The sequence below is a fragment of the Catenibacterium faecis genome, assembly GCF_014306455.1.
Lineage (GTDB): Bacteria > Bacillota_I > Bacilli_A > Erysipelotrichales > Coprobacillaceae > Catenibacterium > Catenibacterium mitsuoka_A.
Window position 1 is genome coordinate 1 of record NZ_JACRWG010000004.1, and the last position, 13,033, is coordinate 13,033.

12 protein-coding genes are annotated in these 13,033 nt (G+C 34.5%); 11 read left to right on the forward strand and 1 reads right to left on the reverse strand.

Annotated elements, in window-relative coordinates:
- Positions 1–396: 396 nt before the first annotated feature.
- From H8909_RS02305 to H8909_RS02340, 8 genes are all read left to right on the forward strand, one after another.
- A complete protein-coding gene (locus H8909_RS02305) occupies positions 397–882 on the forward strand; it encodes a peptidylprolyl isomerase (RefSeq protein WP_022425969.1) in 486 nt (161 codons plus the stop codon).
- A gap of 225 nt (positions 883–1,107) precedes the next feature.
- Entirely contained in the window at positions 1,108–1,731 is a 624-nt protein-coding gene (locus H8909_RS02310; protein ID WP_129982278.1) for a GyrI-like domain-containing protein, read from the forward strand.
- Positions 1,732–1,755: 24 nt separating this feature from the next.
- Entirely contained in the window at positions 1,756–2,502 is a 747-nt protein-coding gene (locus H8909_RS02315) for an exodeoxyribonuclease III (protein WP_187011675.1), read from the forward strand.
- Between the two features lies 1 nt (position 2,503).
- Positions 2,504–3,046 (forward strand): phosphodiesterase, encoded by a 543-nt coding sequence (gene yfcE / locus H8909_RS02320; RefSeq protein ID WP_187011676.1) that lies wholly within the window; start codon positions 2,504–2,506, stop codon positions 3,044–3,046.
- A 57-nt stretch (positions 3,047–3,103) separates the two neighbouring features.
- Positions 3,104–3,808 (forward strand): GntR family transcriptional regulator, encoded by a 705-nt coding sequence (locus H8909_RS13730; protein ID WP_187011677.1) that lies wholly within the window; start codon positions 3,104–3,106, stop codon positions 3,806–3,808.
- Positions 3,809–4,103: 295 nt separating this feature from the next.
- Positions 4,104–5,513, forward strand: a complete 1,410-nt coding sequence (locus tag H8909_RS02330) for a PTS sugar transporter subunit IIC (RefSeq protein WP_187011678.1) — start codon at positions 4,104–4,106, stop codon at positions 5,511–5,513.
- 298 nt (positions 5,514–5,811) lie between these two features.
- Positions 5,812–7,218 carry a PTS sugar transporter subunit IIC gene (locus tag H8909_RS02335; protein ID WP_187011679.1) on the forward strand — a complete coding sequence of 469 codons (1,407 nt, stop codon included), beginning with the start codon at positions 5,812–5,814 and terminating at the stop codon, positions 7,216–7,218.
- A 122-nt stretch (positions 7,219–7,340) separates the two neighbouring features.
- A complete protein-coding gene (locus H8909_RS02340; RefSeq protein ID WP_117460087.1) occupies positions 7,341–7,850 on the forward strand; it encodes a hypothetical protein in 510 nt (169 codons plus the stop codon).
- A 35-nt stretch (positions 7,851–7,885) separates the two neighbouring features.
- Here the strand turns inward: H8909_RS02340 and H8909_RS02345 are convergent, their stop codons facing one another.
- A complete protein-coding gene (locus H8909_RS02345) occupies positions 7,886–8,566 on the reverse strand; it encodes a response regulator transcription factor (RefSeq protein ID WP_117458125.1) in 681 nt (226 codons plus the stop codon).
- 231 nt (positions 8,567–8,797) lie between these two features.
- Between H8909_RS02345 and H8909_RS02350 the strand changes: the two genes are divergently transcribed.
- From H8909_RS02350 to H8909_RS02360, 3 genes are all read left to right on the forward strand, one after another.
- Positions 8,798–10,879, forward strand: coding sequence for a glutamine synthetase III family protein (locus H8909_RS02350; RefSeq protein ID WP_117458124.1), 2,082 nt, complete (start codon positions 8,798–8,800; stop codon positions 10,877–10,879).
- Positions 10,880–10,957: 78 nt separating this feature from the next.
- Positions 10,958–11,419 carry a GNAT family N-acetyltransferase gene (locus tag H8909_RS02355; RefSeq protein WP_117458123.1) on the forward strand — a complete coding sequence of 154 codons (462 nt, stop codon included), beginning with the start codon at positions 10,958–10,960 and terminating at the stop codon, positions 11,417–11,419.
- Positions 11,420–11,555: 136 nt separating this feature from the next.
- The gene (locus H8909_RS02360; RefSeq protein ID WP_022425958.1) at positions 11,556–12,986 is read left to right on the forward strand and encodes a glycoside hydrolase family 1 protein; all 1,431 of its coding nucleotides are present in this window, start codon (positions 11,556–11,558) and stop codon (positions 12,984–12,986) included.
- The last annotated feature ends 47 nt before the right edge of the window (positions 12,987–13,033 follow it).

Consider the following 13,033-nt stretch of genomic DNA (forward strand, 5'->3'; position numbering starts at 1 on the left):
ATTAGTAATACCGATTGTAGCCACAATGATATTCTTGTGAACATCCATGCCACAGCAGATTGGTCTAACAATCTTCATAAAAAAATCTCTCCTTTCATTGAAAGAAGAGAAGCGGCATTGACTGCTATCTAAGCTAATCACTCAGTTGATTGTACAATCATAAGTGTCCTGGCTCTAAGTCCAACTTATTTGTGCTTGAAAAGATAGCGGCGACTTATAATCATTCAGGATATTCTATTTGAGTAGAATTGCCTACTCACCCCTACGTGCTCTGTAGTATACCACCTCTCTTTGATTATACTATTATATCGAGATGCACACTAGAGTTTTGGGGGATTTGAGTTTGGTTATATATTTGTGTCCGCGCAACAAAGGCGCGGGGAAATGGAGAAAATCATGGAAAAAATCTTATTTGAAATTGAAATGCAGGATGGCAATGTAATGAAGGGTGAATTATATCCAGAAGTAGCGCCTATTACTGTAGAAAACTTTGTGAACTTAATTAAAAATAACTTTTTTGATGGCTTAATCTTCCATCGTGTTATCCCAGGATTCATGATCCAGGGTGGTGGATATGATACTGATATGAAAGAACATCCAGCAGCATCTATCAAGGGTGAATTTGCATCTAATGGTGTGACTAATAACCTAAAGCATACAAGAGGTGTTTTATCGATGGCAAGAACAATGGTTAAGGATTCTGCTTCATCTCAGTTCTTTATTATGCATGCTGACGCACCACATCTAGATGGTGACTATGCTGCTTTTGGTTTAATTACTGAAGGATTAGAAGAAGTAGATAAGATTGCGAATGTTAAAAGATCACCTTGGAATGATATGCCTAATGAACCACAGGTTATCAAGACAATGAAATTATTATAAAAAAACTGTTGCGAAATATTGAAATCTTGATACAATATAGTACTGACAGTAAATCTAGGCTATTCTTTGTGAATAGCTTTTTTGTTGTCAGTTATAAATCAATGCCCAAAAGTATATTAATGAAATTGACACATTATCAAGACATTCTTTAGAAATAATACTAAAATGGTAGTATTTTCATGTGAATTTTTGTATAATGTTTACGTTTAAGAAAGGAGGCGCCGTATGAAGGAAGGTATACGTAAAGAGTATAAAAAACAATATGATGCATCAACAAAGAAGATTGACATTGTTGATGTTCCAGAATTCAATTTCATCATGATTGATGGAATCGGTAATCCTGAAGTAGAAGAGTTCCACTTAAAATCAAAAGCTCTTCGAATCATGTCAGCAGAAATTAGAGAGTATTTTAAACAGGAAAAGAATCTTGTTTATCTTATTTCACCGCTAGAAGGATTATGGGATACCTATGATAATTCAAAGTTTGACGTTACTCGTAAGAAGATGATTAAGTTCACTTTAATGATGGCACAACCAAAGCTTCTAGATCCGAATACATTTGAAATTATTAAACAGAAAGCTGCTAACAAGAAGGATAATCCTTACATTGTAGATATATATCTTAAGAGGATGACAGAAGGACATTGCGTACAGATGCTACATAAGGGTGCTTATAATACTGAAATCAATACAACTAAGCAGATTATGGAATTTATTACTATTCAAAATATGCGTTTAGAAGGATTCCATCATGAAGTCTACTTAAATGATTATGAAAAGACACCAAGTGAAAAACTGAAAACAATTGTTCGTTATGCGATTGCAGAAAATGGAGAAGGGGCTTTTTAGCTCCTTTTTTTTTGAGGAGAGAATATGAAATACGTATCATGGAATGTAAATGGCATTCGTGCCTGTTTAAAAAAAGGTTTTTTAGAAAGTTTTGAATCATTGAATGCTGATATTTTTGCCTTACAGGAAACTAAGGCGCAAAAAGATCAGATTGAATTAGATATCTCAGGTTATACACTTTATACTAATGATGCTCTTAAGAAGGGGTATAGTGGAACAGCTGTACTTACTCGAATAGAACCACTATCAGTATCTTATGGAATAGGAATAGAGGAACATGATCAGGAAGGAAGAGTCATTACATTAGAGTTTGAAGACTATTACTTTGTAACATGTTATACACCTAATTCTAAAAAAGAGCTTGCTAGAATTGATTATCGCATGGAATGGGAGGATGCCTTCCTTGCCTATTTAGATGCTCTTAATAAGCCTGTCATCCTTTGTGGTGACCTCAATGTAGCTCATAATGAAATAGATTTAAAGAACCCTTCATCCAATCATCATAATGCAGGTTTCTCTGATCAGGAACGTAATAAGATGACAGAACTTTTATCTCATGGCTATATTGATACATTCAGATATCTTTATCCAGATAAAAAGGATGCTTATACATGGTGGAGTTATATGTTTAAATCAAGAGAAAGAAATGCTGGATGGAGAATTGACTATTTTATTGTCTCTGATTCATTGAAAGAGAGAATAAAAGAGAGTTTAATATATAGTGAAATACTTGGTAGTGATCACTGCCCAATCGGATTGGAGATGGAATAAAATGAAACTAATGATCATATCAGACATTCATGGTTCTTATAATGACCTAGAAAAAGTAATGCACTACTTTGATGAAGAGCAGCCAGACCGTTTAATTATCCTCGGTGATATTTTATATCATGGTCCTAGAAATGACTTACCAGAAGGTTATGCACCTAAAAAGTGTATTCCTTTATTAAACAAATATAAAGATAAGATCCTTGCAGTAAGAGGTAACTGTGATGCAGAAGTAGACCAGATGGTCTTAGACTTCCCTATGAGAAGTGATTATGCATTACTTAATGTAGACGGACATGATTTCTATATTACTCATGGACATTTATACAATAAAGACAATATGCCTTATTTAAAGAAGGGTGATGTATTCCTTTATGGACATTATCATGTTCCAGTATTTGAAGACCATGGCTTCTACACAGTGAATCCAAACTCTATTTCTTTACCAAAACAAGGTGTAAAGAGTTTCTTAGTTTATGAAAATGAAACATTCACACTATATAATTTAGAAAATAAAAAGATTTGGTGTAAAAAAATTACAAAATAAGAATTATACAGTGCATTCTTTTTTAAAGTATGGTATTTTTAAGGAGGAGGTGGTTTTGTGGCAAAGTATAGAGATATTGCAGATGCAATTAGAGAGAAGATTAAGTCGGGAGAATATACTTCGGGCCAGAAACTTCCTTACGAGTACTTGTTATGTGTTAATTACCATTGTAATAAAGAAACCATGAAGAAGGCTTTGGAGATTCTAGTAAAAGAAGGTCTCATTATTCGTCGCCGTGGAGCAGGTACATTTGTGAAAGAACTCAATGTATCTGAAAAGAATGAAACTGTCCGTATGCGCAGTCTTTCTATGCGTTTTGAAGGACATGATGTGACTTCGGATATTAAAGTATTTGAGGTTATACCAAGTGATAAGAAAATAGCGGAAAAGCTACAGATAGATGAAGGAGACTTTGTTTATCATATTATTAGAAATCGTTCTGTTGATGGAAAACCTTATTGTGTAGAGATTACATATATTCCGCTATATCGTTTAGTTAACCTGAAAGCAGAAGTCTTAAAGGATTCATTGTATAAATATGTAATCAATCAATTACATTTGACGGTTCAGAGTTGTCATTTAAAGATCACATCAGCACTGTCTACAATACTCGAACAGTCATTCTTAGGACTAGGTGAAGGGGAACCTTATATTCAGGAAGAACAGACAACATACCTTTCTAATGGCTCTGTATTTGAGTTGACATTCAATCGTCGTCACTATGCAGACTTTGAATTCCAAACTGTTATTGTAGAACAATAATTAAGAGAACTATGTGTTATAGTTCTCTTTTAATATTGCAATTTATTTACAAGTGGTAAAAATATACAAATAATATAACTGTATTAATAAATTTATATTTTTATTTTATGAAAATATAATCAATGCGTGTAGAATGAAAAATATCTTGAATTTTTCAATATAATTTCTATTTTATAGATGCAAAAATATGGTCTTCTTAATTAAAAATACCATATTTTTTCTAATGTAACCGTTGACAATCGATTGTTTTATCAGTATACTCAGTATTGTCGAAAAAATTAAGGGAGGAAAATTTATGGACGCTTTTGCTGATAAGCTAGGACGTGTCGGTGCTTGGTGTGGTCAGAATAAGTACTTGAATGCAATCAAGAATGCATTCCAGAACTTCATGCCAGCTACAATCTCAGGTGCCGTTGGTGTTCTTTGGACAAACGTTTTAGTAAATGATTCAACAGGTTTAGGTGCTTTATGGTCTCCAATTATGGCTCTTAAAGTTCTTAACCCAATCTTTGCTGCTATGCAGTATGCTACAATCTCATGTATTACTATTGGTATTACTATGCTACTTGCTTCTGAAATTGCTGAAGCAAATGGTGAAACTGGTGCTTACCCAGCTGTATTAGGATTCATCTTATGGATGATGGTAACTCCAACTTCATTTGCTGCTAAGGACTTAGGTGCTTCTTTCATCGATAAAGCTGGTAAATCTCATGGTTATACTTTAGGTGATTTCATTAATGTGACTGGTGAAGCTGCTAAGCATAAAATTACAGCTGATAGCTTTACTTACAGTGGTATTTTAAGTAACTACACTGCTGCAACTGGTTTATTCACAGGTTTAATTGTTGCAATCGTTGGTATGGAAATTTATAACATGTTCCGTAAGAATGATTCATTAAAGATCAAGATGCCTGAACAGGTTCCACCTGGAGTTGCTCGTGCATTCGAAGTATTAATCCCAACTTGCTTAACATGTATCGTTGTTGGTGCTGTTGGATTAGTATGTCAGTTAGCTACTGGTTCTGAATTAAACGCATTTATCTTCAACATGGTTCAGAAACCATTACAGAGCTTAATTGGTAACAATATCTTTGCAGTTGCTATTCTTTATGTAATTATCTCATTATTCTGGTGCGTAGGTATCCATGGTAACAACATGGTTGCTGCTGTTAAGGAACCAATCTTCAGACCATTACTATATGCTAACACAGCTGCATATACTGCAGGTGCTGCTCAGAAGGACATTCCATATGTAATGAACTTAACTATGTTACAGATGTTTGGTGAATTCGGTGGTTCTGGTGTTACAATCGGTTTAGTAATCGCAATTCTTATCTTCTCTAAACGTGAAGATAACAGAACAATTGCTGGTATCTCTGTTGTTCCAGGTTTATTCAACATCAACGAAACTATGACATTTGGTATCCCTCTAGTATTGAACCCAATCCTAGACATTCCATTTATCTTAGCTCCAGTTGCTACTATCGTAATTGGTTATATCTTAGTTTCTAGTGGATTCTGTCCTAAGATCGTACTTGAAGTACCTTGGACAATGCCACCAGTTATCCTTGGCTTCTTAGCTACAGGTGGTCGCCCAATGGGTGCAATTTCTCAGTTGATCGTACTTGCAGCATCAACATTAATCTACATCCCATTCCTAATTGCTTACGAAAAGTATCAGGCTAAACAGGCTGAGGCTGAATAAGCAAAACAATTTATTCTAAAACTTTGAAGACAGTCGCTGACTGTCTTTTTTGTAACAAATTCACAAAATAAATATAAAGTGATTGAATTAAATATATTTTATTTTCAAAAAGCAAAAATTCGCAAAATGAAAGCGCTATTAGAAAAACATGCTCATAATCAATATAATTTCAATTTGTTACAGTTCAAAATGGGGATATTATGATTAAAAGTACCATACATTTCAAAATGTAACCGTTGACATTTTTATAAAGAGCGATTATACTGTAATTGTCGAAAAGATTTAGGGAGGAAAATTTATGGACGCTTTTGCTGATAAGCTAGGACGTGTCGGTGCTTGGTGTGGTCAGAATAAGTACTTGAATGCAATCAAGAATGCATTCCAGAACTTCATGCCAGCTACAATCTCAGGTGCCGTTGGTGTTCTTTGGACAAACGTTTTAGTAAATGATTCAACAGGTTTAGGTGCTTTATGGTCTCCAATTATGGCTCTTAAAGTTCTTAACCCAATCTTTGCTGCTATGCAGTATGCTACAATCTCATGTATTACTATTGGTATTACTATGCTACTTGCTTCTGAAATTGCTGAAGCAAATGGTGAAACTGGTGCTTACCCAGCTGTATTAGGATTCATCTTATGGATGATGGTAACTCCAACTTCATTTGCTGCTAAGGACTTAGGTGCTTCTTTCATCGATAAGGCTGGTAAATCTCATGGTTATACTTTAGGTGATTTCATTAATGTGACTGGTGAAGCTGCTAAGCATAAAATTACAGCTGATAGCTTTACTTACAGTGGTATTTTAAGTAACTACACTGCTGCAACTGGTTTATTCACAGGTTTAATTGTTGCAATCGTTGGTATGGAAATTTATAACATGTTCCGTAAGAATGATTCATTAAAGATCAAGATGCCTGAACAGGTTCCACCTGGAGTTGCTCGTGCATTCGAAGTATTAATCCCAACTTGCTTAACATGTATCGTTGTTGGTGCTGTTGGATTAGTATGTCAGTTAGCTACTGGTTCTGAATTAAACGCATTTATCTTCAACATGGTTCAGAAACCATTACAGAGCTTAATTGGTAACAATATCTTTGCAGTTGCTATTCTTTATGTAATTATCTCATTATTCTGGTGCGTAGGTATCCATGGTAACAACATGGTTGCTGCTGTTAAGGAACCAATCTTCAGACCATTACTATATGCTAACACAGCTGCATATACTGCAGGTGCTACTCAGAAGGACATTCCATATGTAATGAACTTAACTATGTTACAGATGTTTGGTGAATTCGGTGGTTCTGGTGTTACAATCGGTTTAGTAATCGCAATTCTTATCTTCTCTAAACGTGAAGATAACAGAACAATCGCTGGTATCTCAATCGTTCCAGGTTTATTCAACATCAACGAAACTATGACATTTGGTATCCCTCTAGTATTGAACCCAATTCTAGACATTCCATTTATCTTAGCTCCAGTTGCTACTATCGTAATTGGTTATATTTTAGTTTCTAGTGGATTCTGTCCTAAGATCGTACTTGAAGTACCTTGGACAATGCCACCAGTTATCCTTGGCTTCTTAGCTACAGGTGGTCGCCCAATGGGTGCAATTTCTCAGTTGATCGTACTTGCAGCATCAACATTAATCTACATCCCATTCCTAATTGCTTACGAAAAGTATCAGGCTAAACAGGCTGCTGAATAATTTATTTAAAGTTTATAATTATAATATTTCGACAATGGGAAGAGAGCCTTGCCTCTCTTCTTTTTTATTGTAATAAAGGACTAAATATTGTATAATATAAAAGAAAGTGAGGCCTTTTTTTTATGAAAGAATTCAAGGTAAAACCAAATCTAGCTGTAGGTATCTGGCTAGGTGCTTTAACTCTTGTTTGGGTTTATGATATCGTCATGTTTGTATTAAAATCATTGGATCAGCAGTCATTTATTATTGTTTCAATTTTCTTAGCTGTATTGTATTTTTATTTCTTAGGGTGTCGTCCTTATAAATATATTGTCGATGGCAAAACTTTAATCTTTAAAAGAAGATTATTACCTCAAAAAGAAGTAGACTTAATGTCATGTGAAGTCATTTGTGATCCAGTATCAAGAATGGCTGACTTAGTCACTAGACCTCATGCTATTGAACTTTATACAGATTTAAAGAAGAGATATAGTACATTCCCAAAAGATAGATATGAATTTGTAGATGCAATTTGCGAATCTAATAAACGTATCCACTGTACAGTAGCGGATTATACTGACCAGCATCGTAAGATTGAAAAGAAAGAAAGACGCGAAAACAGAAGACGTAGAAAAATCAATAAGAGAAGCTAAAAGAAAAAAAGAATGCGTGATGCATTCTTTTTTTTCTATATAGCCATCTTATAAGAGTTAGCGCCAAAGCGTCTGATATACTCTTCATGAGAGCCTGTTCTATTTAATTTTATTATAAGTGAACTTACTAGGTTCATGACTGATTGATCGTCTGCATAAACACTATCACCCCAGATACCTTCAAAAATCTTGGTTGAAGTATAAGGTTGATAGGGATGAGACATCAACATTTTTAATAGTTTAAATTCATTTTTAGTTAGAGTGACTGAATGATCATTTAATGAAACGGTCTTAGCAGTATCATCTAATATAATATCTTTAAAACGGTAGATCTTTCTAGGTCTTAAAACACCCATCTTATAGACATCTTGAATTTTTCTTAATAAAGAAGTTAATGAGAAGGGTACTACAATGTAATCATCAGCACCGGCATCTAATAAATCTTCTAAGTAAGCTTCATTTAACATATCACTTACAACTATAGTTATAGCTTGTGAGTTACGTCTATTTTTTACTAGGAACTTATTAGTATTAATACCAGGAAATACATCTTCTAGAATAATACAATCATAATTATTGTTTGTATAAAGAGAATTAAATTCATCCAATGTCTTTGCTTGATAACAAATGAAATGATCCTGGTCGAGATAATTCTTAATGCGATTATTACGTTCACTGTTGTGATCTATGATCAATGTTTTCTGTTTTCCAAACATGTTTTTCACCTCGCTACAATTATAATCTTTTCGGTATTAAATAACAAGTTGGCTAATATTTTTTAAAAAGTGAAAATTATTGAATTAGAGTAGTTAAAAGCCTACATTTTGTGATACTATGTGGGTGCAATAAGGAGTGAATGATAAAAATTATTGCACAGTGATAAAAAAGTATTGACGCAAATATTTTTTATTGCTACAATCATACCCATAAAAAGGAGATGTAATCGTATGGAAATGAACAAACTTTTAGATGAATACGGTCGTTATACATTTAACGACGAAACTATGAAGGAACGCATTCCTAAATCTACTTATAAAGCTTTCCATGAAGCTCTAGATAAGGGAGAACCTCTTTCAAAAGAAGTTGCGACAGTAATCGCAAATGCAATGAAGATCTGGGCTGTTGAAAATGGTGCTACACATTTCACTCATTGGTTTATGCCAATGACTGGTTTAACTGCAGAAAAGCATGATGCTTTCTTAGAACCAGATGGAAATGGTGGAGCAGTTCTTGAATTTAGTGGTAAGACATTAAGAAAAGGTGAACCTGATGCCTCTTCTTTCCCATCTGGTGGTATTCGTGCTACTTTCGAAGCACGTGGTTATACTGCATGGGATTGTACTTCTCCAGCCTTTGTAAAAGACGGAAGCTTATATATTCCTACATTATTCTGTTCTTATACTGGTGAAGCACTTGATAAAAAGACTCCATTATTACGTGCTTGTGATGCTTTAAGTGCATCAGCTTCTAACTTATTAACTAAGATTGGTTTAGAAGGTGTTGATAAAGTGACTGCTTCAGTTGGTGCTGAACAGGAATATTTCTTAGTATTAGATGAATACTGGCAGAAGAGAGTTGACTTAAAGTTAACTGGTCGTACTCTTTATGGCGCTCCTGCTCCTAAGGGTCAGGAATTAGAAGATCACTACTTTGGTTCTATTAAACGTAAAGTAGGTGCCTTCATGAAGGATCTTGATAACGAATTATGGAAATATGGTATTCCTTCAAAGACTAAGCATAACGAAGTAGCTCCTGCACAGCATGAAGTTGCTTGTGTATATACAGTAGCTAATGTAACTGCTGATAACAATGCATTAGTAATGCAGTTATCTCAGGATATTGCGAAGAAACATGGTTTAAGATGTTTATTACATGAAAAACCATTTGAAGGTGTTAACGGCTCTGGTAAACATAACAACTGGTCATTAATGACTAATACAGGTATTAACTTATTTAATCCTGGACCTGACCCAATCAACAATAAGCCTTTCTTAGCTACTCTTGCATGTGCTCTCAAGGGTGTTGATGAATATGCTGAATTATTAAGATTATCTGCTGCATGTGCTGGTAATGACCACAGACTAGGTGCTAACGAAGCTCCACCTGCAATTGTTTCAGCATTCGTTGGTGATGACTTAAATAAAGTTATTAAAGCAATCATTGATGGTGAAGAATTAAATAAGACTACTGGTGAAAGATTCACTACTGGTGTATCAGTTATCCCAGATTTCTCTAAAGACTCAACAGACAGAAACAGAACATCTCCTTTTGCCTTCACAGGTAATAAATTTGAATTCCGTATGGTTGGTTCATCTCAGTCAGTTGCAGCAGTTAACACTATGTTAAATGCTATTATGGCTGAAGAATATGATCAGATGGCTGCTAAATTAGATGCAGGTGAATCATTAGATGATATCATTAGAGAATTCTTCAAGAATCATGAAAGAATCATCTTCAATGGTGATGGATATTCAGAAGAATGGAAAGAAGAAGCTGCAAGACGTGGATTACCTAACCACGCAAACTCTGTAGATGCATGCGCTTGCTTAAAGAAACCTGAAATCCGTGAAATGTTTGTAAAACATGGTGTATTCACTGAAGCTGAAATTGATTCACGTTATGACATCCAGTTAGATAACTATGCTAAGACAATCCGTGTTGAAGCTTTAACAGCATTATCAATGGCTAAGACTGAATTATATCCAGCATATGTAAAGGCATGTGGTACTTTAGCTAATGATGCAAAAGAAGTAGCTAAGGCTGGTGTAGACAATACATTTATGGTTGAAGACTTAAAGGTATTAACTTCTTTACTTTCAACTATGCGTGAACAGATGATTACATTAGAAACTGCCATCAATAAAGCTGAATCAACTGATTCTTCTACATTAGATACTGCAACTGCATGGAGGGATTTAGTTATCCCAGCTATGGATGCATTACGTGCAACTGCTGATAGCTTAGAAACTAAGGTAAGTGCTCAGCAGTATCCAATTCCAAACTATATCGATTTATTATTCGGTATTTAATAGAAACGGTCTATAATGACCGTTTTTTTTATGGGCAAATAATGGTATAATGTGATGTATGAAATAGAGGTGATATAAATGGAATTTAGAGAATACAAGGACACAGATCTTCATGCAGTTATGGATTTATTTTATGTCACTGTCCATGAAGTCAATAAGAATGATTATAGTGAAGAACAATTAGATGCTATTGCACCTAAGGCTGCTAATGAATATCATTGGGAAAAGTCTTTAGAGAAAAATCATACTATCGTGGTTGAGGAAGATGATAAGTTGATTGCATTCGGTAATATTGGCAAAACTGGATATTTGGATCGTTTATATGTTCATCCTGATTATTTAAGAAAAGGGATTGCATCTAAACTTGTAGAAGAGTTAGAAGAATATGCAAAAAAACATGGAAGTCATGTAATTAATGTGACTTCATCTATTACATCTAAACCATTCTTTGAATCTAAAGGTTATGCAGTCATTGAAGAACAAATCAATGAAAGACGTGGAGAAAGACTTCTAAGATACTTAATGGAAAAGAAAATTTAAGATACTTTTTAAAAAAGTGTAAGATAAGTGAGAAAATGTGAAAATATTCTCTCTTTTTTCTATTCTTGAAAAGAATCATGATTTTTAAAATCTTCCGTTATAATGGTGTCAGAAAAAAAGAAAAGGAGACTCATAAATGTTAGACAACAAATTAAAAGCTTTTCCAAAAGATTTCTTATGGGGTGCATCTACTTCAGCTTATCAGGTAGAAGGTGCTAATTTATCAGATGGTAAAGGACCATCATGTCAGGATGTTAAAGAATTACCAGCGGGAACTGCATCTTTAGATGTATGTGCCGATCACTATCATCGTTATAAAGAAGATATCAAGTTAATGGCTGAAATGGGATTCAAGACATACCGTTTCTCAATCGCTTGGACTAGACTTATTCCTAATGGAACTGGTGAAGTAAATCAGGCAGGTATCGATCATTACAATGATGTGATTAATACATGTTTAGAATATAATATCGAACCATTAGTGACTATGTTCCACTTTGATATGCCTGATGCATTAGATAAGAGAGGTTCTTGGTCTAATCCTGAATCAGTAGACTGGTTCGTTAACTTCGCAAAGGTTATGTTTGAAAACTTCGGTGATAGAGTTAAATATTGGTTAACTATCAACGAACAGAACATGCTTACTTTAGTTGGTCCAATTATTGGTACATTAAGAATTCCTGAAGGTACTACAAATGTATTAAAAGAAGTATATCAGCAGAACCACCATATGTTAGTTGCTCAGGCTAAAGCTATGGTTTTATGTCATGAAATGCTTCCTAATGCTAAGATTGGTCCAGCTCCAAATATTTCTTATGTATATCCAGCAACTTGTAAGCCAGAAGATAATTTAGCAGCTCAGGAATACAATGCAATCAGAAACTGGTTATATTTAGATATGGCAGTTTATGGAAAATACAATAACTTAGTATGGACTTACTTAGAAGAAAATGATGCAACACCTACATTTGCTGAAGGTGATGAAGAAGCTATGAAGAATGCACATCCAGACTTCATTGGTTTCAACTACTATTCAACTGCAACTGTACAGAAAGCAGCAGCTGATGATGAATTAGATCCAGGTGCAGACCAGCAGTCAGCTCGTGGTGAAGCAGGTTACTATAAAGGATATGCAAATCCAAACCTTAAGAAGACTGAATTTGGTTGGGAAATTGATCCAGATGGTTTCTTAGCAACTATGAGAGAAATGTATTCTCGTTATCATTTACCAATGATCGTTACTGAAAATGGTTTAGGTGCATACGATACATTAGAAGATGGTCGTGTTCATGATAACTACAGAATTGCATACTTAAGAGCACATATCGAACAGTTACATAAGGCTGTTACTGAAAACATCGAAATGATGGGTTACTGCCCTTGGTCAGCAATCGACTTAGTATCAACTCATGAAGGTATCAGAAAGAGATATGGTTTCATCTATGTAGATACTACAGATGAAGAAGTAGGAACTCTTGACCGTTATAAGAAAGATTCATTCTACTGGTATAAGAAAGTCATCGCTACTAATGGTGAAGACTTATCAGACGACTTCGACGTTGAATAATAAATGAACATCCGGTCTTTTCCGGATGTTTTTTTTAGTGTATGATA